Annotated in this window: 22 protein-coding genes and 1 tRNA gene; 18 read left to right on the top strand and 5 right to left on the bottom strand. The window is 71.0% G+C overall.

Annotation, left to right across the window (positions count from 1 at the left end; translation table 11 throughout):
* Positions 1 to 192 precede the first annotated feature (192 nt).
* Positions 193 to 837, bottom strand: a complete 645-nt coding sequence (locus tag ACTJJZ_RS17190; protein WP_440722407.1) for a pentapeptide repeat-containing protein — start codon at positions 835 to 837, stop codon at positions 193 to 195.
* Between the two features lie 409 nt (positions 838 to 1246).
* Between ACTJJZ_RS17190 and ileS the strand changes: the two genes are divergently transcribed.
* From ileS to ndk, 4 genes are read left to right on the top strand one after another with little or no spacing between them, the layout of a single operon-like run.
* On the top strand, positions 1247 to 4636 hold the full coding sequence (gene ileS / locus ACTJJZ_RS17195; protein WP_440722408.1) for an isoleucine--tRNA ligase: 3390 nt from the start codon (positions 1247 to 1249) through the stop codon (positions 4634 to 4636).
* Positions 4633 to 5988 (top strand): bifunctional folylpolyglutamate synthase/dihydrofolate synthase, encoded by a 1356-nt coding sequence (locus ACTJJZ_RS17200; RefSeq protein WP_440722409.1) that lies wholly within the window; start codon positions 4633 to 4635, stop codon positions 5986 to 5988. Before ileS ends, ACTJJZ_RS17200 begins: the two co-directional genes overlap by 4 nt.
* Complete coding sequence (locus ACTJJZ_RS17205) at positions 5976 to 6428, top strand: DUF4233 domain-containing protein (RefSeq protein WP_440722410.1); 453 nt, start codon at positions 5976 to 5978, stop codon at positions 6426 to 6428. Before ACTJJZ_RS17200 ends, ACTJJZ_RS17205 begins: the two co-directional genes overlap by 13 nt.
* A gap of 1 nt (position 6429) precedes the next feature.
* Positions 6430 to 6846, top strand: a complete 417-nt coding sequence (ndk, locus tag ACTJJZ_RS17210; protein WP_440722411.1) for a nucleoside-diphosphate kinase — start codon at positions 6430 to 6432, stop codon at positions 6844 to 6846.
* Positions 6847 to 6976: 130 nt separating this feature from the next.
* Here ndk and ACTJJZ_RS17215 read toward each other — a convergent pair whose 3' ends face one another.
* Complete coding sequence (locus ACTJJZ_RS17215) at positions 6977 to 7615, bottom strand: vitamin K epoxide reductase family protein (protein WP_440722412.1); 639 nt, start codon at positions 7613 to 7615, stop codon at positions 6977 to 6979.
* Between the two features lie 264 nt (positions 7616 to 7879).
* Between ACTJJZ_RS17215 and ACTJJZ_RS17220 the strand changes: the two genes are divergently transcribed.
* A complete protein-coding gene (locus ACTJJZ_RS17220) occupies positions 7880 to 10414 on the top strand; it encodes an Rne/Rng family ribonuclease (protein WP_440722413.1) in 2535 nt (844 codons plus the stop codon).
* A 34-nt stretch (positions 10415 to 10448) separates the two neighbouring features.
* On the opposite strand, the gene ACTJJZ_RS17225 is transcribed toward ACTJJZ_RS17220, so the two are convergent.
* Positions 10449 to 11078 (bottom strand): TMEM175 family protein, encoded by a 630-nt coding sequence (locus ACTJJZ_RS17225; RefSeq protein ID WP_440722414.1) that lies wholly within the window; start codon positions 11076 to 11078, stop codon positions 10449 to 10451.
* Entirely contained in the window at positions 11075 to 11374 is a 300-nt protein-coding gene (locus ACTJJZ_RS17230) for a DUF4031 domain-containing protein (protein WP_440722415.1), read from the bottom strand. Before ACTJJZ_RS17230 ends, ACTJJZ_RS17225 begins: the two co-directional genes overlap by 4 nt.
* A 269-nt stretch (positions 11375 to 11643) precedes the next feature.
* Here ACTJJZ_RS17230 and rplU point away from each other — a divergent pair, with 269 nt between their 5' ends.
* The 13 genes from rplU (at position 11644) to ACTJJZ_RS17295 (ending at position 23394) form a co-directional block, all read left to right on the top strand.
* A complete protein-coding gene (gene rplU / locus ACTJJZ_RS17235; RefSeq protein ID WP_440722416.1) occupies positions 11644 to 11952 on the top strand; it encodes a 50S ribosomal protein L21 in 309 nt (102 codons plus the stop codon).
* Between the two features lie 20 nt (positions 11953 to 11972).
* Positions 11973 to 12227, top strand: coding sequence for a 50S ribosomal protein L27 (gene rpmA, locus ACTJJZ_RS17240; RefSeq protein WP_440722417.1), 255 nt, complete (start codon positions 11973 to 11975; stop codon positions 12225 to 12227).
* A gap of 126 nt (positions 12228 to 12353) precedes the next feature.
* Complete coding sequence (gene obgE / locus ACTJJZ_RS17245; RefSeq protein WP_440722418.1) at positions 12354 to 13901, top strand: GTPase ObgE; 1548 nt, start codon at positions 12354 to 12356, stop codon at positions 13899 to 13901.
* The gene (proB, locus tag ACTJJZ_RS17250; RefSeq protein ID WP_440722419.1) at positions 13898 to 14680 is read left to right on the top strand and encodes a glutamate 5-kinase; all 783 of its coding nucleotides are present in this window, start codon (positions 13898 to 13900) and stop codon (positions 14678 to 14680) included. Before obgE ends, proB begins: the two co-directional genes overlap by 4 nt.
* Positions 14681 to 14749: 69 nt before the next feature.
* Positions 14750 to 16039, top strand: a complete 1290-nt coding sequence (locus tag ACTJJZ_RS17255; protein WP_440722420.1) for a glutamate-5-semialdehyde dehydrogenase — start codon at positions 14750 to 14752, stop codon at positions 16037 to 16039.
* Positions 16040 to 16091: 52 nt separating this feature from the next.
* Entirely contained in the window at positions 16092 to 16331 is a 240-nt protein-coding gene (locus ACTJJZ_RS17260; RefSeq protein WP_440722421.1) for a hypothetical protein, read from the top strand.
* Positions 16332 to 16340: 9 nt separating this feature from the next.
* The gene (gene nadD / locus ACTJJZ_RS17265) at positions 16341 to 16937 is read left to right on the top strand and encodes a nicotinate-nucleotide adenylyltransferase (protein ID WP_440722422.1); all 597 of its coding nucleotides are present in this window, start codon (positions 16341 to 16343) and stop codon (positions 16935 to 16937) included.
* Positions 16934 to 18400, top strand: coding sequence for a hypothetical protein (locus ACTJJZ_RS17270; protein ID WP_440722423.1), 1467 nt, complete (start codon positions 16934 to 16936; stop codon positions 18398 to 18400). The genes nadD and ACTJJZ_RS17270 overlap by 4 nt, the downstream gene beginning before the upstream one ends.
* Positions 18400 to 18789, top strand: a complete 390-nt coding sequence (rsfS, locus tag ACTJJZ_RS17275) for a ribosome silencing factor (RefSeq protein ID WP_440722427.1) — start codon at positions 18400 to 18402, stop codon at positions 18787 to 18789. Before ACTJJZ_RS17270 ends, rsfS begins: the two co-directional genes overlap by 1 nt.
* Positions 18790 to 18909: 120 nt before the next feature.
* Entirely contained in the window at positions 18910 to 19809 is a 900-nt protein-coding gene (gene fdhD / locus ACTJJZ_RS17280; protein WP_440722424.1) for a formate dehydrogenase accessory sulfurtransferase FdhD, read from the top strand.
* Positions 19806 to 22148 carry an FdhF/YdeP family oxidoreductase gene (locus tag ACTJJZ_RS17285; protein ID WP_440722425.1) on the top strand — a complete coding sequence of 781 codons (2343 nt, stop codon included), beginning with the start codon at positions 19806 to 19808 and terminating at the stop codon, positions 22146 to 22148. Before fdhD ends, ACTJJZ_RS17285 begins: the two co-directional genes overlap by 4 nt.
* 43 nt (positions 22149 to 22191) lie before the next feature.
* On the top strand, positions 22192 to 23127 hold the full coding sequence (locus tag ACTJJZ_RS17290) for a Dyp-type peroxidase (protein ID WP_440722426.1): 936 nt from the start codon (positions 22192 to 22194) through the stop codon (positions 23125 to 23127).
* A 194-nt stretch (positions 23128 to 23321) separates the two neighbouring features.
* A tRNA-Ala gene (locus ACTJJZ_RS17295) sits at positions 23322 to 23394 on the top strand.
* A gap of 54 nt (positions 23395 to 23448) precedes the next feature.
* Here ACTJJZ_RS17295 and ACTJJZ_RS17300 read toward each other — a convergent pair.
* Complete coding sequence (locus tag ACTJJZ_RS17300; RefSeq protein WP_440719109.1) at positions 23449 to 24636, bottom strand: IS481 family transposase; 1188 nt, start codon at positions 24634 to 24636, stop codon at positions 23449 to 23451.
* Between the last annotated feature and the right edge of the window lie 72 nt (positions 24637 to 24708).

Below are 24708 nucleotides of genomic sequence, written 5' to 3' on the forward strand. Positions count from 1 at the left end.
CTACATCGACAAACCACCCGCACCCGTCACCTTCACCATCGACGATTCACACGCCGATCCACCACCCGACCACGAACCGGCGCCGTTCTGACCGCGCTCAGCGACGGCCAGGTCGGGCCGAGAGCGCGGCGCGGCCCCGCGAGGGCGCTCACCGACCGCAGGGAACCATCAGACTGCGACTGATCCTCGTGATCAGTCCTGGACGTCGATGCCCGCGGACCGGGCGAACTCCGGCGCCAGCAGCTCGACCTGGCGGGACGTCAGGGTCGCGCCCCGCAGTGCAGTGACGTCGAGGAACGCCAGCGCGTCGAGCCCGCGCAGGTCCAGCGCGTCGGCGCGGAGCCCGCGGGTGTCGACCTCGTCCGCGCTGCTGCGCTCGAACCGGACCCGCGTGACCGTCGCTGCCGGCAGATCCACGGTGACGAGGGTGCAGTCGGCGATGAGGGAGTCTTGGATCTTCGCCGCGGCGAGCGAGAGATAGTCGACGCGCGCGTGCTCCAGGATCAGCTCCGCGATGTGCCCACCGGACAGATCCAGTGTGCCGATCCGTCCGCCGGAGATGCGCAGCCGGCGGATCGTGGCGTCCTTGAGCGACAGCACCGGCGTGCGCGCGTCCACGATCTCGACGTCGAGCACCGTCGCGCCGGTCAGGTCGACGCGGTCGGCGGCGCCGGACAGCGAGCACTGCTCGAACTGCGCGTGCGCGAGATCCTCGGCGAGCGGGATCCGCAGGCCGACGTGGTCGCCGTGCCGGCGTCCCATCGCGTCGTCGAGCTCGTCCGGCAGATCGGGCGGCGAGACACGGGGCGGCTGGGGAGTCTCGGTGCTGCGGGCCATGCCACGACCATAGGGCCGGCCGCCGACAGCCGACAGCCGACAGCCGACAGCCGACAGCCGACAGCGGGCGTGCAGTCCGCCGGGGCCGCGCATCCGGCGGCGTGGAGCGAGGGGGGACCCGGCGGCGTAGACTGGACCGCACGAGCATCGATCCGGCCATCACCGGGGAGCTCTCGGAAGAACGCTTCGACAAGCTCGGCGCAAGCTCGAAAGGGTCAGCGCAAGCACGACAGACTCGTGCGAGCGCGGTCGGAGTCAGTAGAACCGAGCGGGGCAGGCCCGTCACAGCCGCAGTGAGAGGGGTCTCGTCCATCGGTCGGGGCAACGCAGGGTGGTACCGCGGTCTTCGCCGAAAGGCGGGATCGTCCCGGCGAGCAGCATCCGCCCGCCACCGACACTGCGAGACACGATGACCTACCCGCGCACGTCCGCTTCGACAAGCTCAGCGACCGGATCCTTCGGCCCCGCCGCCGACGCTTCGACAGGCTCAGCGACCGTCACCCCGAGCCCGCGCTTCCCCGAGATCGAGCGCGAGGTGCTCGCGTTCTGGGAGGCCGACGACACCTTCCGTGCCTCGATCGCGCAGCGCGACGGCGCCGAGGAGTGGGTCTTCTACGACGGCCCGCCGTTCGCGAACGGCCTGCCGCACTACGGGCACCTGCTCACCGGCTACGCGAAAGACTTGTTCCCGCGGTTCCAGACCATGCTCGGCAAGAAGGTCGACCGCGTGTTCGGATGGGACACCCACGGCTTGCCCGCCGAGCTCGAGGCGATGAAGCAACTCGGCATCACCGAGAAGGACGAGATCGAGCAGATGGGCATCGACGTCTTCAACGCGAAGGCGCGCGAGTCCGTGCTCACGTACACGCACGAGTGGCAGGACTACGTCACCCGCCAGGCGCGCTGGGTCGACTTCGAGCGCGGCTACAAGACGCTCGATCTCAGCTACATGGAGAGCGTGCTCTGGGCATTCAAGACCCTGTACGACAAGGGCCTCGCCTACGAGGGCTACCGGGTGCTGCCGTACTGCTGGCGCGACGAGACGCCGCTGTCGGCGCACGAGCTGCGCATGGACGACGACGTCTACAAGGAGCGTCAGGATCCCTCCGTCACCGTGAGCTTCCCGCTCACCGGCGCGAAGGCCGCAGCCCTCGGGCTCGACGGCGTGCGGGCGCTGGCGTGGACCACGACTCCGTGGACCCTGCCGACCAACCTCGCCCTCGCCGTGGGGCCGGAGATCGTCTATGCGGTGCTGCCCGTGGGCCCGAACGGCGCGTCCGAGGGGGCGGAGGGCGAGCGGTTCCTGCTCGCGAGGGACCTTCTCGGCGGCTACGCGAAGGACCTCGGCTACGACAGCGCCGACGACGCCCTCGCCGCGGTGCAGACGACGGTGACCGGAGCCGAGCTCGGCGGCGTCACCTACGAGCGGCTCTTCGACTACTACGCCGACACGGAGACCTGGGGCACCCAGAACGCCTGGCAGATCCTCGTCGACGACTACGTCACCACGAGCGACGGCACCGGCATCGTGCACCAGGCGCCCGCCTACGGTGAGGACGACCAGCGCGTCGCCGGCGCGGCGGGCATCCCGACCATCCTCTCCCTCGACGAGGGCGGCCGCTTCCTGCCGCAGGTGAGCGACGTCGCGGACGAGCTCTGGATGGACGCGAACACGCCGCTCGTGCGACTTCTGCGCGGGAACGGGCGCCTGCTGCGCCTGCAGAGCTACCTGCACTCCTACCCGCACTGCTGGCGCTGCCGGAACCCCCTGATCTACAAGGCCGTGTCCAGCTGGTTCGTGCGCGTCACCGACTTCAAGGACGAGATGCTCGCGAACAACGAGCAGATCACCTGGGTGCCGGAGAACGTCAAGCACGGCCAGTTCGGCAAGTGGCTCGAGGGCGCGCGCGACTGGTCGATCAGCCGCAACCGGTACTGGGGATCCCCGATCCCGATCTGGAAGAGCGACGACCCCGAGCACCCGCGCGTGGACGCGTACGGATCCCTCGCCGACCTGGAGCGCGACTTCGGCCGCCTCCCGCGCAACGCCGAGGGCGAGGTGGATCTGCACCGCCCGTACATCGACGAGTTGACCCGGCCGAACCCCGACGACCCGACCGGGCGGAGCACGATGCGCCGGATCGAGGACGTCTTCGACGTGTGGTTCGACTCCGGATCCATGCCGTTCGCGCAGGTGCACTACCCGTTCGAAAACCAGGAATGGTTCGACTCGCACTCGCCGGCCGACTTCATCGTCGAGTACATCGGGCAGACCCGCGGCTGGTTCTACCTCATGCACGTGCTGTCGACCGCGCTGTTCGACCGCCCGGCGTTCACCGGCGTGAGCTGCCACGGCATCGTGCTGGGATCCGACGGCTACAAGATGTCGAAGTCACTGCGGAACTACCCCGACGTGTCCGAGGTGTTCGACCGCGACGGATCCGACGCGATGCGCTGGTTCCTGATGTCCAGCTCCGTGCTGCGCGGCGGCAACCTCTCGGTGACCGAGGAGGGGATCCGCGCCGGCGTGCGCGAGTTCATTCTGCCGCTGTGGAACTCGTGGTACTTCTTCGCCACGTACGCCAATGCTGCGGGCGGCCCTGCGACGGGCTCAGGGACCGGCATGCAGGGGTACGAGGCGCGCTGGCGCACGGATTCGACCGACGTGCTGGACCGGTACATCCTGGCCCGCACCGGCGACCTCGTGCGCGGGGTGCAGGAGGATCTCGAGGGACTCGACTCCACCACAGCCGCAGCACGGCTGCGCGAGTTCGCCGAGGTGCTCACGAACTGGTACATCCGCCGCTCCCGCGACCGTTTCTGGGTCGGCGTCGACCCTTCCGACCCGGCGACGACCGAGGCGTTCGACACGCTCTACACCGTGCTGGAGACGCTGACCCGCGTGGCGGCGCCGCTCGTGCCGCTGATCGGCGAGCGCGTGTGGCAGGGTCTCACCGGCGGGCGCAGCGTGCACCTGACCGACTGGCCCGATGCGGAGCTGTTCCCGCACGCCGACGACGTGCGGGACGCGATGGACGCCGTGCGCGAGCTGTCCAGCGTCGGCAACGCCCTGCGCAAGAAGGAGAAGCTGCGGGTGCGCCTGCCGCTCGCCCGGTTCACTGTCGTGTCCCCGAACGCCGCCGCGCTCGCCCCGTTCGAGGACATCCTCCGCGAGGAGCTGAACGTCAAGGCGGTCGAGCTCGTGCCGCAGGCCGAGGGCACCGCGGCGGAGTACGGCATCAGCCACCGCCTCAGCGTCAACGCGCGCGCTGCGGGCCCGCGCCTCGGCAAGGACGTGCAGCGCGTCATCCGCGCCGCGAAGGACGGCTTCTGGACCGAGAAAGCCGGTGTGGTGACCGCCGACGGCATCGCGCTGGAGCCGCACGAGTACGAGCTCGCGCTGGAGACCACCGGGCGTCCCGAGGGCGAGGCGCTCGCGGTGGTCCCCTCGGGCGGCTTCGTGCTGCTCGACACCGCGACCACGCCGGAGCTCGAGGCGGAGGGCCTGGCCCGCGACGTGATCCGCGCGGTGCAGGACACCCGCAAGAACGCCGGCTTCGATGTGAGCGACCGGATCCGGCTGCAGCTGCGCTTCGACGACGCCGAGGACGCGGCAGCGGTCCGCAGCGCGTTCGACGTCGCCGGCGTGGCCGAGGAGACGCTCGCGGTCGAGGCAGACGTCCTGGACCAGGGAGCCGAGTTCGCCACGGCCGAGTTCGTGGCGGACATCGGCGCAGGCACGTACGCCAACCGCGGCGGATTCGCCGTCGCAGTGAGCCGGATCGGAGACACCGTATGAGCGACGACCGCGAACGCGCCGACGCCGTCTACTCGGCGCTGCTGGAGCGCGCGGGGGAGCGCTGGGTGCAGCCCCGCAAGGAGCGCACCGCCCGACTGCTCGAGCTGATGGACGACCCGCAGAAGACGTACCGTGTGGTGCACCTCACCGGCACGAACGGGAAGACGTCGACCGCGCGGATGATCGAGAGCCTGCTGCGCGCGCACGGCCTGCGCACAGGCCTGTTCACCAGCCCGCATCTGGAGCGCTTCACGGAGCGGATCATGATCGACGGCGAGCCGATCGCCGACGCCGCCGTCGCGGACGCGTGGGAGGAGATCGAACCCCTCGTCGGCATCGTGGACGCCGAGCTCGAGGCCGGGGGCGACGCCCCGCTGACGTTCTTCGAGCTGCTCACCGTGCTCGCCTTCGTGGCCTGCGCGGACGCCCCCGTCGACGTCCTCGTCCTCGAGGTCGGCATGGGCGGATCCTGGGACTCCACGAACACGGCCGACGGCGACGTCGCCGTGTTCACGCCGATCGACCTGGACCACGCGGACCGCCTGGGCGACACGATCGCGAAGATCGCCACGGTGAAGGCCGGGATCATCAAGGACGGCGCCGCCGTGGTCTCCTCGCGGCAGGCCCCCGAGGCCGAGGCCGTGCTGCGCCGTGCCGCGGAGGAGCACGGCACCACGATCGCGTTCGAGGGCCATGACTTCGCTCTCGTCGAGCAGCGTCTCGCCGTCGGCGGCCAGCAGATCACCGTGCGCGGTCTCGCGGGGCAATACATCGAGGAGTACCTGCCGCTGTACGGCGCGCACCAGGGCTTCAACGCCGCGCTGGCGATCGCCGCGGTCGAATCGCTGATCGGCGACGCGCGGCAGGCGATCGTCGGCGACGTGCTCGCCGAGGGACTGCAGGGCGCGACCTCGCCGGGCCGGCTGCAGCTGCTCGGCATCGCGCCGACCGTCGTGGTCGACGCCGCTCACAACCCGCACGGCGCCCGCGCGCTCGCTGAGGCGCTGCGCGAAAGCTTCGACTTCGACGAGTGGGGCCTCGTGCTCGGCGTGCTCGGCGACAAGGACGCGAGCGGGATCGTCGACGTGCTGCTGCCGTCCGTCGAGCACGTGTTCGCCACCGCCCCCGACTCGGAGCGGGCCAGCGACCCCGATCGGATCGCCGACCTCGTCGAGGCGGCCGGGGGGCGCGTCACCGTGCATCCCTCGCTCTCCGACGCGGCCGACGCCGCCCGGGAGTGGGCGGCCTCCGCCGACCGTCGTGCGGTGGTCATCGCAGGATCCGTGGTGCTGGCGGGCGAGGCGATCTCCCTCGCGGCCGACGAGGACTGGAAGAGCGGATGGCGGGCGTGACCGATCCGGCGGCGACCGGAGGCGCCTCGGCCCCTCGCCGCGCCCGGAAGCCGCGGGGGCTCGCGCAGAAGCTCGGATCCGTCGTCCTCGCCTTCGAGGCGATCGTGGTCGCGCTCGCCGGCCTGACGATCTTCGGGCTGAAGGCCCTCGGCCCCGGCATCGAGCCGTGGTGGGCGATCGTGGGCGGCGGCGTGGTCGCCGTCGCGATGCTGATCGTGGCGGGGCTGACCGGCAGCCGTGCCGGAATCGTGATGGGATGGATCCTGCAGGTCGTCGTCCTGCTGTCCGCCTTCCTGGTGCCCGCGATCCTGCTGGTCGTGGTCGTCTTCGGCGGCATGTGGACCTACGCGATGATCGTCGGCGGACGCGCCGACCGCGCCGCCCGCAGGACCGCCTCCGCGACGACGAACCCGACCGAACCGACGACAGAGAGTGACTGACATGCACACCGAAGAGACCCTCGTCCTGGTCAAGCCGGACGGCGTCGCGCGCGGCCTCACCGGCGCGATCCTCGCCCGCATCGAGGCCAAGGGCTACGCCCTCGTCGACATCCGCCTCGTCGAGCCCGACCGCGATCTTCTCGCCGCGCACTACGCCGAGCACGAGGGCAAGCCCTTCTACGAGCCGCTGCTCGAGTTCATGCTGTCCGGCCCGTCCGTCGCGATCCGCCTCGCCGGCAACCGCGTCATCGAGGGCTTCCGCTCGCTCGCAGGCACCACCGATCCCACCACTGCCGCGCCCGGCACTATCCGCGGCGACTTCGGCCGCGACTGGGGACTGAAGGTCCAGCAGAACCTCGTGCACGGCTCCGACTCGCCCGAGTCCGCCGCCCGCGAACTGGGCATCTGGTTCGACTGAACCGCACCCACGAGAACGCCCCGTCCGGTCCCTGAGCATCTGGTCTGACTGGACCGCATCCACGAGAACGCCCCGTCCGGTCCCTGAGCTCGTCGAAGGGTCCGAACGGGGCGTTCCTGTGCGCGGCGCCTCAGCCGCGGACGAGCCGGATGACCTCGCCGATCAGGTCGACGCCGGCCGCCTGCGCGAGCAGCACGACGACGGCGAAGGCGAGGATCGACGCGAGCGGAACCCAGACGCCGAGTCGCCGGGCGCGCTCCTGCGCGCGGCGGTTCACGGGGAACGTCCCGTTGGCGAACAGCTGCAGCATCGTCGCCAGGAAGGTCGGGATCATCACGACGTAGGTCAGGCCGCACCACGGGCACAGCGTGTGCAGGGCGAAGAAGCTCTGCCCGATCAGCCAGCAGATGAACACGAACGCGGCCGTGATCCCGAGCCCGTACAGCGCCCAGAACCAGCGCGGGAAGCGGGCGCCCGCCAGGATCGCCACGCCCACGACGAGCGGGGCCATCCAGCCGGTGAGCCCGATGATCGGGTTCGGGAAGCCGAACACGGAGCCCTGCCAGGACTCGAGGTTGGTGCCGCACTGCACGAGCGCGCTGACATTGCAGCTCAGCGAGGCGTGCGGGTTCGCCAGCGTCGCGAACTTGTCGAGAGTGAGCTGGAAGGCGGCCCACCACCCGAGCACGCTCGCGACGATGAGCCAGAGGGCGTAGCCGACGGGGCGGTGGCCCGACAGGTTGCGCGAGGGCGGACGCAGTGCAGACATGTCGCGATTATGGCAGTCGTCCTTCTGCATGGGATCCACGCCGCCTCATTCCGAACGCGTCGCGTCGGAGATCCGGGCGCGATGGTGCGATAATGGACGCGTCCCGCCGCGGAATCGGCGGACGACGGATACAGACTTCGGGAGCTCCGGCTCCCAGCGATCAGAGCACTCGCCGATCGCAGACCGAGTGAGTACGCCGACGCCGAGCGCGTCGCACGAGAGAATTCACGGCGGCTGGGCCGCTGTGCAGGGAGTACGCCAGAGATGGCCGACGAGAACAATGACAACGCCCCTACCCTCGATCTCGACGCGCTGCTGCCGGTAGCGCACGAGCAGACCCCGCAGGCGCCCGCGTCCGCGGCCGAGGAGCCTCCGACGGGGGAAGGATCCACGGACGCGTCCGGGCAGGATGCATCCGAGCAGGACGCCGCCGCGCAGGAGGACGCCCCGGTCGAGGAGACCGGTCCCGCCTCTGCTCCTGCCGAAGCCGCTGCCGTCGAGGACACCACGGTCGAGGACTCAGCAGACGAGGAGACCGTGGCCGAAGACAGCGCGGAGCCGGCCGACGCCGCCGCCGACGCCGCAGAGCCCGCCGGAGCCGCGACGTCCGATGGCCCCGACGCCGAGCCGGCCGCGACCGAGCCGGCCGCCGACGACATCGCTGAGACGCCCGAAGTCGATTCCGCTGGGGCGCCCGAAGGCGAGTCCGCTGCGGCGACCGCCACCGACCCCGCGCCGGTCACCGCCGTGAGCCTGGGCCTGCTGCCCGAGGTCTTCGTGTCCCGGGTGTCGACGCAGCTGCACTTCCACGCGCCCACCATCGTTCCGCTCCCGGCCCGCCCGCCCCGTGAGGCCCGGGACAGCCGTGACGGCGAGGACCGCGACCGCAGCCGAGGCCGCGGTCGCGGGGACAACGCCGAACAGCCGCGCCAGCGCCAGCGCGTGGTCGAGTACATCACCGAGCCCAAGGCCATCAAGGGCTCCACCCGCCTCGAGGCGAAGAAGCAGCGCCGCCGCGACGGCCGTGACGCCGGCCGCCGCCGCCCCGTGGTCACCGAGGCCGAGTTCCTCGCCCGCCGCGAGGCCGTCGACCGCGAGATGATCGTGCGCTCCAAGAACGGGCGCACCCAGATCGCTGTGCTCGAGGACAACGTGCTCGTCGAGCACTACGTCGCGCGCAACCAGGACGCGTCGCTGATCGGCAACGTCTACCTCGGCCGTGTGCAGAACGTGCTGCCCAGCATGGAGGCCGCGTTCGTCGACATCGGCCGCGGCCGCAACGCCGTGCTGTACTCCGGCGAGGTGGACTGGGACGGCGTCGAGACCGGCAACCAGCCGCGCCGCATCGAGCTCGCGCTCAAGGCCGGCGACCGCGTGCTCGTGCAGGTCACCAAGGATCCGGTGGGTCACAAGGGTGCCCGCCTCACCAGCCAGATCTCGCTGCCCGGCCGCTACCTCGTGTACGTGCCGAACGGCTCGATGAACGGCATCTCCCGCAAGCTCCCCGACACCGAGCGCGCGCGCCTGAAGCGCATCCTCAAGGAGGTGCTCCCCGAGTCCAGCGGCGTGATCGTGCGCACCGCGGCCGAGGGCGCCACCGAGGAGCAGCTGACGCACGACGTGCAGCGCCTTACCGCGCAGTGGAGCCACATCCAGAAGCAGGTCGAGACGCAGCAGGCGCCCGCGCTGCTGCACGCCGAGCCCGACCTGCTCGTGAAGATCGTCCGCGACGTCTTCAACGAGGACTTCACCCGGATGCGGATCCAGGGCGCCGACGCCGGCCGCACGATCCGCTCCTACCTCGAGTCCGTCGCTCCCGATCTCCTGGAGCGCGTCGAGGCGTACGAGGACGAGAGCGACCCGTTCGACGTCTACCGCGTCACCGAGCAGATCGAGAAGGCGCTGGACCGCAAGGTCTGGCTGCCGTCCGGCGGATCCCTCGTGATCGACCGCACCGAGGCGATGACGGTCGTCGACGTCAACACCGGCAAGTTCGTCGGCTCCGGCGGCAACCTCGAGGAGACCGTCACCAAGAACAACCTCGAAGCCGCGGAGGAGATCGTCCGGCAGCTGCGGCTGCGCGACATCGGCGGCATCATCGTCGTCGACTTCATCGACATGGTCCTGGAGTCCAACCGCGACCTCGTGCTGCGCCGCCTGGTGGAGTGCCTGAGCCGCGACCGCACCAAGCACCAGGTCGCCGAGGTCACCTCGCTGGGCCTGGTGCAGATGACCCGCAAGAAGCTCGGCCTGGGGCTCCTGGAGACCTTCAGCGAGCCGTGCGAGGTCTGCGCCGGCCGTGGTGTGATCGTGCACCACGACCCGGTCGTGCGCCACCGCGCGGCCGCTCCGGCGCCGAGCTCCAACCGCCGTCAGCGCGGCGGCGGCTCGTCGAACGGAGGCGCGCCCGCCACCGGCAACGGCGCGGGCGCCGCGCCCGCCGCGGCGAACGGCGGCACGCACGTGATCCCCGAGGGCGCGAAGTCGGCCCTCGCCCAGATCGCCGCGTCCACGCGCGTGGCGTCCGGCGAGGCGCCCGCCGGCGAGACCCCGGTCGAGATCGTCGTCGAGGCACCGGCGGAGCGCGTGAAGAAGCCCCGCAAGAAGCGCGGCTCCGACCGTGGCAAGGGCCCCAAGACCGAGGCCGAGCAGCTGCTCGACTCCGTGCTGGACGCGCTGCCCGAGCCGAAGGCGCCCGGGCAGGGCCGCAACCGCCGCCGGGTCAGCACGGCCGGGCTCTCGGCAGGCACGGCGGTGGTGCACACCGTCGACGACGGGCCGTCCGGCGACGCGGGCTGAGCGAGCGTCGACAGCAGACGAGGAGGGTCCGGCGCTACGGCGTCGGGCCCTCTTCCACGTCCTCGCCGGTTCGCCGGGCGTCCTCCCGGTGCGTGCGGAGATAGCGCTCGACCCGGCGGTCCGGGACCAGCCAGATCACCGCGACGGCGACGAAGGGCACCAGGCCGAGCCACGGCACGACGAACGTCAGTCCGATCCCGGTGAGATACAGGATCGGGGAGACCAGACCTTTGCGGTCGCGTCCGAAGGCGGCGCGGATCCGCTCGCCGCCGGGTCGGCGCGAGATCGTCTGCTGCAGGATCGTGTAGGCCAGCGCGGCCCCGAGCAGGTTCAGGCCGTAGACCACCGTCGGCACCTCGGCGACGCGCGTCTGGGTCATCCAGGCGGTCGTGAACGGGTAGAGCGAGAGCCAGAACAGCAGGTGCAGGTTCGCCCAGAGCACGGAGCCGTCCACCTCGGGCCGCAGCTGGAACAGGTGGTGGTGGTTGTTCCAGTAGATCCCGATGTAGACGAAGCTCAGCAGGTACGTGAGCAGGCCCAGCCCCGAGGTGTGCACGAGATCGGTCCAGGTCGTGCCCTTCGGCACGGCGAGGCCGAGGACCATGACCGTGATCACGATCGCGAGGACCCCGTCGCTGAAGGCCTCGAGCCGGTTCGAGGTCATCGCCCGTACCGGTCGCACCCGTGCACGCGACCGCCCCGCTCCCGGGCCGGCACGCGCAGCCCCGACGCGATCAGCGCTCGGACGAGCTCCTTGCCGCCCACGTGCCTGGCGCCGCCGGCGATGAGCCGGGGGAGGGCGTCGGCCGGGACGTCGTAGTGGTCGAGGTCGAACGCCCGTGCAGGGATGTCGTGCCGGGCGGCGAACGCGTGCAGCTCGTCGATGCGGGAGTCGCTCACCAGATGCGCCCAGAGCCGGCCGTGCGCGGGCCAGACGGCGTCGTCCACGAGTATCGCCATGCCGTGATCCTAGACGGGGCGGGGTCTCCGGGATCGGAACGGGCCCGCGATCGAGGATCCGGAGGCGACACGGGCCGAGCCCGCTTTGCGACCCGCGGATCCTTCCGGTAAAGTGGCACCTTGGTGCACCGCGCCGGACGCCCCACTCGGCCGCCGCGGGATCATGCAACTCGCGCCCGCCACTGCGGTCCCTCTGCTGTGGTGCGATGCAAGCACAGTCTTCCCGTGAGAATACGGAGCGGATCGCTCCCCAATGAAACAGGTATGAAGTGGTTTACGCAGTAGTGCGCGCCGGCGGACGGCAGGAGAAGGTCGAGGTCGGCACCATTGTTCAGCTCGACCGCCTGAAGGCGGTCCAGGGCGACAAGGTCGAACTCGCAGCGGTGCTCCTCGTCGACGGTGACACGATCACCACCGACGCCGACAAGCTCGCGAAGGTCAAGGTCACCGCCGAGGTCGTCAGCCACCTCCGCGGCCCGAAGATCGTCATCCAGAAGTTCAAGAACAAGACCGGCTACAAGAAGCGCCAGGGCCACCGTCAGGACCTCACGCGCGTCAAGATCACCGGCATCAAGTAAGCACGAAGAGGAGCTGAGAAATGGCACACAAAAAGGGTGCGAGCTCGACCCGCAACGGTCGTGACTCCAACGCACAGCGACTCGGCGTGAAGCGCTTCGGCGGCCAGGCCGTCAGCGCCGGCGAGATCCTCGTCCGTCAGCGCGGCACGCACTTCCACCCCGGCGTGAACGTCGGCCGTGGCGGCGACGACACGCTCTTCGCCCTCGCCTCGGGCGCGGTCGAGTTCGGCACGAAGGGCGGCCGCAAGGTCGTCAACATCGTCGCCGGCGAGTAATCGCCTGGCTCAGCCACCGGCTGGGCACGACTTTCGAAACGGGGCGGGCTTCGGCTCGCCCCGTTTCCGTTTCTCTTCCGCGGCGTTCGCGCCGCCCCAGCCCGCACCACTCCAGGAGGATCCCGCATGGTCACGTTCGTCGACAGGGTGACGCTGCACCTGCGTGCGGGCAAGGGCGGCAACGGCTGCGTGTCCGTGCACCGGGAGAAGTTCAAGCCCCTCGGCGGCCCGGACGGCGGCAACGGCGGCGACGGCGGCGACATCGTCCTCGTCGCGGATCCGCAGACCGGGACGCTGCTGTCGTACCACCACTCGCCGCACCGCACCTCCGCCAACGGCGGCTTCGGCATGGGCGATCACCGCTCCGGGTACGACGGCGAGGACCTCGAGCTCCCGGTGCCGGTCGGCACGGTGGTGAAGTCCGCCGACGGCGAGGTGTTGATCGATCTGGTCGTGCCCGGCGAGCGCTTCGTCGTCGCCGCGGGCGGCCAGGGCGGACTCGGGAACGCGGCCCTCGCCACCCCGAAGCGCAAGGCGCCCGGATTCGCCCTGCTCGGCACCCCCGGCTACGAGGGCGATGTCGTCCTCGAGCTGAAGACGGTCGCGGACGTCGCCCTGGTGGGCTTCCCCTCGGCGGGCAAGTCCAGCCTGATCGCGGCGATCTCGGCCGCGCGGCCCAAGATCGCCGACTACCCGTTCACCACCCTGCACCCGAACCTCGGCGTCGTGCAGGCCGGCGACTCCCGCTACACCGTGGCGGACGTGCCGGGCCTCATCGAGGGCGCGAGCGAGGGGCGGGGGCTCGGACTCGAGTTCCTCCGCCACGTGGAGCGCTGCTCGGCCCTGCTGCACGTGATCGACTGCGCCACCCTCGAGCCGGGCCGCGACCCGATCAGCGATCTCGACGTGATCCTCGCCGAGCTCGCCGCGTACGAGGTGCCGGAGGGGCAGGTGCCGCTGCTGGAGCGGCCGCAGCTGGTCGCCCTGAACAAGATCGACGTGCCGGAGGCGCGTGAGCTCGCCGACTTCGTGCGGCCGGACCTCGAGGCGCGCGGCTTCCGCGTGTTCGAGATCTCCACGGTGGCGCACGAGGGACTGCGCCCGCTCACCTTCGCGCTCGGCGAGATCGTGGACAGACACCGCGCCGAGCTCGCCGCCACGGTGACGCCGAAGGAGCGCGTCGTCATCCGGCCCAAGGGCTCGAAGCGCGACTTCGAGATCCGCGTCGAGGGCGGCAGCTACGGCAACATCTACCGGATCCTCGGCGAGAAGCCGGTGCGCTGGGTGCAGCAGACCGACTTCACGAACGAAGAGGCCGTGGGCTTCCTCGCCGACCGGCTGGAGAAGCTGGGGGTCGAGGACGAGCTGTTCCGCCTCGGCGCGACGCGCGGATCGACCGTCGTGATCGGCCCCGGCGAGAGCATCGTGTTCGACTGGGAGCCGCAGATGTCCTCTGCCGCGGAGCTGATCACCTCGCCGCGCGGTCTGGACTCGCGGTTCGATCCGAACACCCGCCGCACCACGAACGAGCGCCGCCAGCGCTACCACGAGCGCATGGACGCCAAAGCCGCGCTGCGCGCCGAGGACGAACGAGAGCGCCTCGCGACACGGGGCGCGCAGGGGGACGCCGGCGAGCAAACCCACCAGGCGGTGGCCGGCGAGGAGGCGGAGTGACCGCCCTGACCCGGTCCGCGCTGCCCTCCGCAGCGCGGATCGTCGTGAAGGTCGGATCCTCGTCGATCAGCGGCGACGCCGCCTGGAGGATCCCGCTGCTGGTCGAGGCGCTCGCGGACGCGCACGCCCGCGGCACCGAGATCGTGCTGGTGTCGTCCGGCGCTATCGCGACCGGGATCCCGTTCCTCCAGCTCGATGCGCGGCCCACCGATCTCGCCACCCAGCAGGCCGCAGCGGCGGTCGGGCAGAACGTGTTGATCTACCGTTACCAGGAGGCGCTGCGCCCGCACGGCATCGTCGCCGGGCAGGTGCTGCTCACGACCGGCGATCTCGAGCACCCCACGTCGCGCAGCAACGCGCAGCGCGCCATGGAGCGGCTGATGGGCCTGCGCGTGCTCCCGATCGTGAACGAGAACGACACGGTCGCCACGCAGGAGATCCGCTTCGGCGACAACGACCGGCTGGGAGCGCTGGTCGCCCAGCTGATCGGCGCGGACGCGCTGGTGCTGCTGAGCGACGTCGAGTCGCTGTACACGCGACCGCCGTCCGACCCGGCCGCGAAGCCGCTCGACATCGTGGAGGCGGGCGCCGACCTGTCCGGCCTGGAGTTCGGCTCGAGCGTCGTCAACGGCGTCGGCACCGGGGGAGCGGCGACCAAGGTGTCCGCCGCGCGGCTGGCGGCTGCCTCGGGGATCGGCGTGCTGGTCACCAGCGCGGACCGGGTCGCAGAGGCCCTCTCCGGAGCCGAGATCGGCACCTGGTTCGCGCCCGCGATCTGAGCCGCCCGGCCCCCGACGAATACCGTCATCCCCGATCCGCACCACGGCGGGCCTCGGTAAACTGACCGCATGTCCACCGCCTTCGCCGAACCCGCCGCGCCCTCCGCTGTCGAGGATTCCCCCGAGACGCGCATGCGCGCGGCCAAGGAGGCGGCGCGGGAGACGGCGCGGCTGACCAGCGACGGGAAGGTCCGCGCGCTGCACGCGATCGCCGACGCGCTGAGCGCGGCCGAGGCCGACATCATCGCCGCCAACGCCCGTGACCTCGCACGCGGCGCCGAGGACGGCATCGGCGACGGACTGCTGGACCGGCTGCGGCTGGACCGGACGCGGATCCTGGCCCTCGCGTCCGCCGTCCGCGAGGTCGCTGCGCTGCCGGATCCCGTCGGCCGGGTCGTCGGAGGCCACCGCATGCCGAACGGCGTCGCCCTGGAACAGGTGCGCGTCCCCTTCGGCGTCGTCGGCGCGATCTACGAGGCCCGCCCCAACGTGACGGTCGACATCGCGGCGCTCGCGCTGCGCTCCGGCAACGCGGCGGTGCTGCGAGGCGGCAGCGCGGCCAGGGAGAGCAACACCGTGCTCGTGCGCGTGATGCGCGACGCGCTCGCATCCGCGGGGGTCACCCCCGAGGCCATCCAGACCGTCGACGACTTCGGACGCGACGGGGCCACGGCGATGATGCACGCACGCGGCCTGATCGACGTGCTCGTGCCGCGCGGCAGCGCAGCCCTGATCGAGACGGTCGTCACCGAGTCGACCGTCCCGGTCATCGAGACCGGCGCGGGCGTGGTGCACATCGTGCTGGACGGGACCGCGCCCCTGGACTGGGCGCGCGACATCGTCGTGAACGCGAAGGTGCAGCGGCCGAGCGTCTGCAACGCCGTGGAGACCGTGCTGGTGCTCCGCGAGGCGGCGGAGCGGCTCGTGCCGGAGGTCGCCGCCGCGCTCACGGCGCAGGGGGTCACGATCCACGGCGACGACGAGATCCGCCGGCTCGTGCCGGATGCCGTGCCCGCCGGCGCAGAGGACTGGGCGACCGAGCACATGAGCCTCGACCTGTCGATGCGCGTCGTGGACGACCTGGACGAGGCGCTCGCGCACATCCGCCGCTACAGCACGGGGCACACCGAGTCGATCATCAGCACCGACGCCCTCGCGATCGAGCGCTTCCTCGCCGAGGTCGACTCGGCTGTGGTGATGGCGAACGCGTCCACCCGGTTCACCGACGGCGGCGAGTTCGGCTTCGGCGCCGAGGTGGGCATCTCCACGCAGAAGCTGCACGCGCGCGGCCCGATGGGACTCGCCGAGCTGACCAGCACCAAGTGGCTTGCGCGTGGGGCGGGGCAGACCCGCGCCTGAGGTCTAGACTGGTGAGCTGATCCACCCTGATCGCACTCGTCTTGGAGAACCCATGAACCTCGTCGCACAGCTGGTGCAGGCCGCCGCAGAGAAGACCGACAGCGGAAACCTCGCGCTGGAGACGCTTCCGTTCGGTCTCATCGCCGCCGGCGTCTTCGCGCTGCTCGGCCTGGTCGCCTTCTCGTACCGCAATGTCGCCAACCGGCACGCCGCCAAGGCGGAGACGTGGGCCGCGGAGCACGGGCACACCGCGCACGGTCAGGAAGGGCACGGGGCCGGTCACGGTCACTGAGCAGATCCGATGACGACCACTCCGGCGCCGCGGATCGGTGTGATGGGCGGGACGTTCGACCCCATCCACCACGGTCACCTCGTCGCGGCGAGCGAGGTCGCGCACTCGTTCGGGCTCGACGAGGTCATCTTCGTCCCGACCGGGGAGCCCTGGCAGAAGAGCGACGTCTCGCCGAGCGAGCACCGCTATCTGATGACGGTGATCGCGACGGCGTCGAACCCGAGCTTCACCGTCAGCCGCGTCGACATCGACCGCAAGGGGCCGACCTACACGATCGACACGCTGCGGGATCTGAAGGCGCAGCGGCCCGACGCCGAGTTCTACTTCATCTCGGGCGCCGACGCCGTGGCGCAGATTCTCAGCTGGAGGGATCATGATGAACTGTGGGACCTCGCCCACTTCGTCGCTGTCTCCCGACCCGGTCATGTGCTGAGCACGGACGGCCTGCCCACCGACGACGTCAGCCAACTGGAGGTCCCCGCCCTCGCGATCTCGTCGACGGACTGCCGTTCCCGGGTGCGTGAGGGGGACCCGGTCTGGTACCTCGTGCCGGACGGCGTGGTCCAGTACATCGCGAAGCATCATCTCTATCGGAGCACGTCATGAGCACATCGGATCAGCACCAGCACGGCCAGCTGACCCGCAAGCAGCTGCGGGAAGCCCGGCTCACCGGATCGACCCCGATCGTCACCCCGGAGGACGCCGAGGCCGCGCGCGCGGCCGCCGAAGCGGAGCGCGCCGCGCCCGCCGCCCCCGAGCACGCCGCGGACGTCGCCACGGCGGACCTCCCTGCCGCCGAAGAGCCCCGGCCCGAGCCGGAGGCGGACGCTGCCGTCGAGACCTCGCCCGAGCCGGCTTCTGAGCCCGAAGACGAGGCGGAGGCCGATGAGGATCCCGAGTCCGAACACGTCGCCGAGCCGGACTCCGGGCGTGTGGTCGAGGGACCGCTGACCCGCCGCCAGATGCGGGAGCAGGAGCGGATCCGCACCGCGTCCGTGCCGGTGCTGGACGAGCACGCCCCGGCCGAGCCGGAGCGCGCCGTCGCGGCGCCGTCGATCCCGGAGCGTCCGGAGCTGCCCCCGATCCCGGCCCCCGCGGCGGCCGCCGCGTCCGCCCCCGGGGCGCCGCCGGCTGTGGAACCCGCCGCCGGCGCGACCCAGGATGCGGATGCGCGTCCCGCGATGATCACGGACGTGCCTCGTCCGACGTACCCGACCCGGCGCCGTTCCTTCGAGCCCGCCGACGAGGACGAGCAGGACGGCGTGGACGACGCCGAGCAGAGCGTCGCTCCCGTCTCGGTCTCGGCCGTGATGCGGGCGGAGCAGGAGGCCGGCCGCGCCCGCCGCGCCGAGCCCGCGGCGGACACCGCCGAGCACGCGGCGCCCGCATCCCCCGCGGCGCCCGCTGCTCCGCTCGTGCCGGACGCGCCCGTCGCCGCGCCCCTCGCCGAGCATGCGCAGGGTCAGTCGCTGCCGTTCGCCCCCGAGGCCGCTCCCTGGACCGAGCCGGCCCCGGCGGAGGGCCCGTCGATCGAGTCGCTGCTGAGCGGATCCGAGCCCGTCCCCGCCGGCGAGCCGACCGTGAGCCCGGGCTTCGGGCAGAGCGTGCTCGCGCAGCAGCCGGAGACCCCGGCCTCCGATTCGTTCGACGCCCTGATCGGCGACTCGGCCGGATCCCACCACGGTGCCCCGAACGCACTGATCTTCCAGACGACCCCCGCCGGCCCCTCCCTGTCGGGCCCCGTCGCGTCGACCGGCGAGATCCTCGTCACCGGCAGCTACGACCTCCCGGCGGGCCTCGGCTCGCGCGGGCACGCCGACGGGTTCGCCGACGGCAAGGAGGTCGACGTCGTGCTCGTCGACGGCGAGCTGGCCCCGGCCTCCTCGCCCACCCCGATCGCCGCGAGCGCGGCCATCGGCACCATCAAGCCCGCCGGAGAGGTCATCCGGCCCCCCGAGCCCGAGAAGAGCAACAAGCTCATGCTCGCGCTGACCATCACCGCAGGCGCTCTCGCCGTCGCCCTCGTCGGCGCGCTCATCGTCGCCATCACCACAGGAGCACTCTCTTGATGCAGTCCCCCGCCACCGCAGAAGAGATGCTGCAGATCGCCGCCGACGCGGCTCGATCCAAGGGCGGGGAGGATCTGCTCGCGCTGAACGTGTCGGAGCCGCTCCCGCTCGTCGACATCTTCCTGCTCGTCACCGGCAACAGCGAGCGCAACGTCGCCGCGATCGCCGACGAGATCGAGGACCGCATGATCGAGGCGGGGTACAAGCGCGTGCGCCGCGAAGGCCGCAGCGAGGCCCGCTGGGTGCTGCTGGACTTCGGCGACCTGATCGTGCATGTGTTCCACGAGGAGGAGCGCACCTACTACGGCCTGGAGCGGCTGTGGAAGGACTGCCCGGTCGTCCCGATCGCGGAGCCGGCGCCGTTGAGCACGCGGGCCGACCAGGACTGACGGGGCTCGCGCCGCGCGCCCGCGACGCCCTCGGGCCGGCGATCGCCGCCGCCGCGAGGCCTTCGGCGCGAATCGGTGCGGGGAGGCCGCACGGACCGGATCCGCGGGTAGGGTCGAGCTGTGGGACGGATCACGACGCTGCGGCCGGTCACCCGGATCGCTCTCGGAGACGGCGTGCGACGGCGCGCCGACACGCTCGCCGTGGAGGAGCCGCTGGAGATCCGGATCTCCGGTGCGCCGCTCGCGGTCACCATGCGGACTCCGGGGCACGACGTCGAGCTCGCGCTCGGCTTCCTGGTGTCCGAGGGCATCATCTCCCGGCGCGAGCAGTTCCGCTCCGCGATCCACTGCGGCGGCCCCGGCACGGGCGGCGCGGAGAACACCTACAACGTGCTGGACGCATCCCTCGCCGACGACGCCCGGCTGCCGGGCCCGGACGAGGCGCGGCGCTTCTACACGACGAGCTCGTGCGGGGTGTGCGGCAAGGCCAGCATCGACGCCGTGCGCACCACCTCCCGTTTCGCCGCCGTCGATGACGAGCTCGTCGTCGACGCCGAATGGATCGCGGCGCTCCCGGATCGCCTCCGCGCGGAGCAGGCCGCGTTCGACAGGACCGGCGGGCTGCACGCGGCGGGACTCTTCGATGCCGTCACCGGGGAGCAGCTCGTCACCCGCGAGGACGTCGGGCGGCACAACGCCGTGGACAAGGTCATCGGCTGGGCGCTGCAGCAGGATCGGCTGCCGCTGCGTTCCACCGTGCTGCAGGTGTCGGGGCGGGCGAGCTTCGAACTGGTGCAGAAGGCGGTGATGGCGGGGATCCCGATCCTGTCCGCGGTCTCGGCACCGTCGTCGCTCGCCGCCGAGCTGGCCGAGGAATCCGGCCTCACTCTGATCGGCTTCGTCCGGGGCCGGTCCATGAACATCTACGCGCACCCGCGCAGGGTGCGTGCCGAGGAGACGGCGAGCGCGGACGGACGTTCCGAGCGCGCGCCGATGCAGGAAGGGCGGGTGCAGGGGTGATCGACGAGGAGAGCGGTGCGCGCGGCGGGACGGCGTTCGGGCTGCTGCCCGAGGAGCCGCGGCAGGGCGGGTACGGGCCGAAGGCGAAGGATCCCTGGTCGCGCACCCCGTACCGTCACCCCGCAGCGGGATGGGGCGCCGCGATCTCGGTCGGGGAGGTGCTGCTGCGTCAGCGCGAACCGATCGCGGGTGCCGGCGCCATGCTCGTGATGAACCACGGCGCCTCCGGATACGACTGCCCGGGCTGCGCCTGGCCCGACGATCCGGGCAACCTGCGTCTGGACATCTGCGAGAACGGCGTCAAGCACGTCACCTGGGAGATGACCAGCAAGCGCGTGGACCGGCAGTTCTTCGCCGCGCACACGGTGACCGAGCTGTCCGGGTGGACGGACTTCGAGCTCGAGGATGAGGGCCGGCTCACCGAGCCGATGAGCTACGACGCCGCCGGCGACCGCTACGTCCCGATCAGTTGGGACGACGCGTTCACGCTCATCGGGGAGGAGCTGCGCGGCCTGGGCAGCCCGGACGAGGCGAGTTTCTACACGTCAGGGCGGCTGAGCAACGAGGCCACCTTCCTCTACCAGCTGATGGTGCGCGAGTTCGGCACGAACAACCTGCCGGACTGCTCGAACATGTGCCACGAAGCGTCCGGCCGGGCGCTGAACGCGTCGCTCGGGACCGGCAAGGGGACGGTCGACCTGCGGGACTGGGAGGAGTGCGACGCGCTCTTCGTGCTCGGCGTGAACGCCGCGTCCAACGCGCCGCGCATGCTCACCGCGCTCTCCGACGCGGTCCGCCGCGGCGCCCAGGTCGTGCACGTGAATCCGCTGGTGGAGGCGGGCGCCACCCGCACGATCGTGCCGCACGAGTTCGTCGACATGGCGCTCAACAAGAGCACGGCCACCAGCACCGGCAATCTTCAGGTGCGGCCCGGGGGAGACCTCGCACTGCTCCGCGGCATGGCGAAAGCGGTCTTCGAGCGCGCCGAGACGGATCCGTCCGCCCTCGACACCGCGTTCCTGGAGGCGCACACCGACGGGCTGGACGCATACCGTGCCCAGGTCGAGGCGACGCCGTGGACCGAGCTGGTGCGCCAGGCCGGCCTCACGGAGCAGCAGATCAGGGATGCGGCCGAGATCTACCTCGCCTCCGAGCGCACGATCATCAGCTGGTGCCTGGGCGTCAGCCAGCACGAGCACGGCGTGGACACGGTGCGCGAGATCGTGAACCTGCTGCTGCTGCGCGGCAACATCGGCCGGCCGGGAGCCGGTCCGTCGCCGGTGCGTGGGCACAGCAACGTGCAGGGCAACCGCACCTGCGGCATCGATCACCGGCCGCCGCCGTGGATCGACCGCCTCGCCGCGGTGTGCGGGATCGATCCGCCGCGCCATCCCGGACTGGACACCGTGAAGACCGTCCGCGGCATGCACGACGGCACCGTCAAGGTCTTCGTCGGCATGGGCGGCAACTTCGTGCTCGCCGCCCCCGACACGGCCTACACGGCCGAGGGGCTGAGCCGCTGCCGGCTGACCGTGCAGGTCAGCACGAAGCTCAACCGCAGCCACCTCGTGCACGGCGAGAAGGCGCTGATCCTGCCCTGCCTGGGCCGCACGGAGCGGGACCAGCAGGAGACCGGCCCGCAGGGCGTCACGGTCGAGGACGCGATGAGCATGGTGCACCTCTCGGTGGGGCGGAAGCGGCCCGCATCCGCGTACCTGCGCTCCGAGCCGGCCATCATCGCCGGGATCGCGAAGGCCCTGCTGCCTGACTCGCAGACGCCCTGGGACGCCTACGTGGCCGACTACGACCGGATCCGGGACGTGATGGCGCAGGTGCTGCCCGGTTTCGAGGGCTTCAACCACCTCATCAGGAACCGGCACGGATTCCGGATCCCGCAGCCTGCTCGAGGACGCGTCTTCGCCACAGGCAGCGGCAGGGCGGAGTTCTCGCTCGCGCCGCTGCCGGACGTGATCCCCGCCTCGGGCGAGACGCTCGTGCTGCAGACCATGCGCTCGCACGACCAGTGGAACACCACGATCTACTCGGCGAACGACCGCTACCGGGGCGTGAAGAACCTGCGCGAGCTGATCTTCCTGCACGCGGACGACATGCGTGAGCGCGGCATCCGCGAGGGCGACCTCGTGGACATCCGCGCGACCTCGAAGGACGGCTCGACCAGGGTCGCGCACGCGTTCCGCGCGGTCCGCTACGACCTGCCGCGGGGCAGCGCCGCCGGCTACATGCCCGAACTCAACGTGCTCATCGGCCATGCCGACTTCAGCGCGCAGAGCGACCAGCCGCTGGCGAAGAGCATCCAGGTGACCGTCTCCCGGGTCTGACCGGGCGCGGTGCGAGCGCGCTCCGGCGCGAAAAAGGAGATCCATGGTCACGCAGCAGGTGCTGACTCCGCCGGCGCGCGCTGCGCTGTTCCTCGTGTTCACGGTCCGCGACGGGGCCGAGCAGCCCGTCCGCGACTTCCTCACAGACCTGTCCGGCCTCACCCGCGCCGTGGCCTTCCGCAGCCCGGAGGACGCCCTCGCATGCGTCGCCGGGATCGGCTCGGACGCGTGGGATCGGCTGTTCCCGGCGCAGCCGCGCCCGCGCGGCCTGCACGCGTTCGCGGAGCTGCACGGACCGCGGCACGTCGCGCCGGCCACCCCCGGCGATCTGCTGATCCACCTGCGCGCGGACCACATGGATCTCTGCTTCGAGCTGGCCCGGCAGATCGGCGCGCGGCTGCGCGGGCACGCGGACGTCGTCGACGAGACGCACGGGTTCAAGTACTTCGATGAGCGCGATCTGCTGGGGTTCGTCGACGGCACCGAGAACCCGGAAGGCGATGCCGCCCACGCCGCGGTCGTCATCGGTGACGAGGACCCTGGTTATTCCGGCGGCAGCTACGTGATCGTGCAGAAGTACACGCACGACCTTGCGGCGTGGGAGGGGCTGTCGGTCGAGGAGCAGAGCAGGGTGATCGGTCGCAGCAAGCTCGAGGACATCGAGATGCCCGACGACGTCAAGCCGCCCGATTCGCATGTGCACCTCACCGTGATCACCGATGCGGACGGGGTGCAGAAGCAGATCATGCGCGCCAACATGCCCTTCGGCGAGATCGGCACCGCCGATTTCGGCACCTACTTCATCGGCTACGCCGCGGATCCGGGGGTGATCGAGCAGATGCTGCGGAACATGTTCCTCGGGGACCCTCCGGGCAACACCGATCGGATCCTCGAGTTCTCGACCGCGGTCACCGGCGGGCTGTTCTTCGTGCCGCCGCTCGGATTCCTGGACGATCCGCCGGAGGGCTCGGCAGCCTGACGCGCCACGCTAGTCCGGGCGGTCCACGTCGTCGGCGCATCGAGGTACACGGGCCGCCACGGACGCCGAGTGGACCGCGGAGTGGTGGTGGCCGGGACACGCCCGGCCGCCCGTCGCTCCCGCCCCGATTGGTGTCGGCCCGAAACGATGTTGTAAGCTGAACGGGTTGTCGCGGGAAGCCGCAGACGGCATCTGGGCCTGTGGCGCAGCTGGTAGCGCACCTGCATGGCATGCAGGGGGTCAGGGGTTCGAGTCCCCTCAGGTCCACAGTGTGATGAGTCGGGACATAGTTGACATCTGAGTCGCGACATAGGTGACAAGTTACGAGAGAGAGTCCGGCCATCGGCCGGGCTCTCTCTCGTTGTTGCGCCAGTAGCTTTTGCTTGGGTCGATGGTGTTGGTCGCGATGATCTCTCCGGTGTTGAGGGAGATCACGGTGGTGCTGTGTTCGTCGGCGAGGATGATGACGCGTTTGCCTCGGTGGGTGGTGCCGATGCCGAGGTGGTGCATGCGCCCGGCGCGGCGGAAGCTGATCTTCCCGTCGGCGGCGACGTGGTCGTAGCGGAGGCGGTAGTGCGTCCGGTCCGTGTCTGGGGTCCCGGTGGGGGCGGCTTTTGGGGAGGCGGCGTAGGTGTCGGCCGGGGTTCTTCCGTCGAGCGCGCGGTGCGGTCGGCGCGTGTTGTAGTGTTCGCGGAACTCGTCGAGTTGGGTCTGCAGCTCGGCCGCGGTGCGGGCGCGGGGACGGGCGGCGAGCCAGCGTTTCAGGGTTTGATGGAAGCGTTCGATCTTGCCCTGGGTCTGGGGGTGGTTCGGGGAACCGTTCTTCTGGACGATGCTGAGCGCGGCGAGCGTGTATTCGAAGGCGTTTCTGCCTCCTCCGTGTCGGGCGGTGTAGACGCGTCCGTTGTCGGTGAGCGTGGACGCGGGCGGCCCGTGGGTGTCGATGCAGGTGAGGAACGTGGTGACGACGTCGTCGCCGGTGACGGGGTGGTGGACGGTGCAGGACAGCAGTTTTCGGGAGTGGTCGTCGAGCCAGTTCAGGATCTCGACGTCGGTGTCGTCCGCGAGGGGCCAGTGGGTGAAGTCGGACTGCCAGGTCTCGTTCGGTCGGGCGGCTTCGAAACGGAGGTAGGAGGAACGGGGGCGTTTGCGCGGCTCGGGGGTGACCAGCCCAGCGGTGTGCAGGATCCGGCGGATCGTGGACGTCGACGGGGCTCGTAGGCCTTCTTCTCGCAGATGCCAGGCGATCGTGACCGGGCCGGCATCGAGCCCGTTCGAGGTCAGCTGTTGGCGCAGTTCGATGACACGGTCGCGGACGCGGGTGGTCGTCGTCTGGGGCGAAGTCAGCGGAGCGCGCGAGTGTGGCTCGAGGCCATCCAATCCCTCTTTACGGTAGCGGGCGAGCAGCACGTGGAGATACTGGCGGGAGAGCCCGTACTCGCACGCAGCGGCGGTCACTGTGAGCTGTCCGGCGATGATCTTCAACACGACGACGCGATGCTTCGACATGCCTGAGTCTGTCGCCTATGACGCGACTCACGTGTCGCCGATCACCTGTCGCCTATGTCGTGAACCCAGACA

The organism is Microbacterium sp. 22242, assembly GCF_052045495.1.
Lineage (GTDB): Bacteria > Actinomycetota > Actinomycetes > Actinomycetales > Microbacteriaceae > Microbacterium.

Coding starts and splice junctions, on each gene's coding strand:
- obgE (WP_440722418.1), top strand. CDS start 12,354: ATGGTCACGTTCGTCGACAGGGTGACGCTGCACCTGCGTGCGGGCAAG.
- ACTJJZ_RS17215 (WP_440722412.1), bottom strand. CDS start 7,615: ATGTCTGCACTGCGTCCGCCCTCGCGCAACCTGTCGGGCCACCGCCCC.
- ACTJJZ_RS17190 (WP_440722407.1), bottom strand. CDS start 837: ATGGCCCGCAGCACCGAGACTCCCCAGCCGCCCCGTGTCTCGCCGCCC.
- ACTJJZ_RS17260 (WP_440722421.1), top strand. CDS start 16,092: ATGAACCTCGTCGCACAGCTGGTGCAGGCCGCCGCAGAGAAGACCGAC.
- ACTJJZ_RS17255 (WP_440722420.1), top strand. CDS start 14,750: ATGTCCACCGCCTTCGCCGAACCCGCCGCGCCCTCCGCTGTCGAGGAT.
- nadD (WP_440722422.1), top strand. CDS start 16,341: ATGACGACCACTCCGGCGCCGCGGATCGGTGTGATGGGCGGGACGTTC.
- ACTJJZ_RS17300 (WP_440719109.1), bottom strand. CDS start 24,636: ATGTCGAAGCATCGCGTCGTCGTGTTGAAGATCATCGCCGGACAGCTC.
- ACTJJZ_RS17200 (WP_440722409.1), top strand. CDS start 4,633: ATGAGCGACGACCGCGAACGCGCCGACGCCGTCTACTCGGCGCTGCTG.
- ACTJJZ_RS17270 (WP_440722423.1), top strand. CDS start 16,934: ATGAGCACATCGGATCAGCACCAGCACGGCCAGCTGACCCGCAAGCAG.
- rsfS (WP_440722427.1), top strand. CDS start 18,400: ATGCAGTCCCCCGCCACCGCAGAAGAGATGCTGCAGATCGCCGCCGAC.
- ACTJJZ_RS17230 (WP_440722415.1), bottom strand. CDS start 11,374: ATGGCGATACTCGTGGACGACGCCGTCTGGCCCGCGCACGGCCGGCTC.
- ACTJJZ_RS17205 (WP_440722410.1), top strand. CDS start 5,976: ATGGCGGGCGTGACCGATCCGGCGGCGACCGGAGGCGCCTCGGCCCCT.
- ileS (WP_440722408.1), top strand. CDS start 1,247: ATGACCTACCCGCGCACGTCCGCTTCGACAAGCTCAGCGACCGGATCC.
- rpmA (WP_440722417.1), top strand. CDS start 11,973: ATGGCACACAAAAAGGGTGCGAGCTCGACCCGCAACGGTCGTGACTCC.
- ndk (WP_440722411.1), top strand. CDS start 6,430: ATGCACACCGAAGAGACCCTCGTCCTGGTCAAGCCGGACGGCGTCGCG.
- ACTJJZ_RS17290 (WP_440722426.1), top strand. CDS start 22,192: ATGGTCACGCAGCAGGTGCTGACTCCGCCGGCGCGCGCTGCGCTGTTC.
- ACTJJZ_RS17220 (WP_440722413.1), top strand. CDS start 7,880: ATGGCCGACGAGAACAATGACAACGCCCCTACCCTCGATCTCGACGCG.
- ACTJJZ_RS17225 (WP_440722414.1), bottom strand. CDS start 11,078: ATGACCTCGAACCGGCTCGAGGCCTTCAGCGACGGGGTCCTCGCGATC.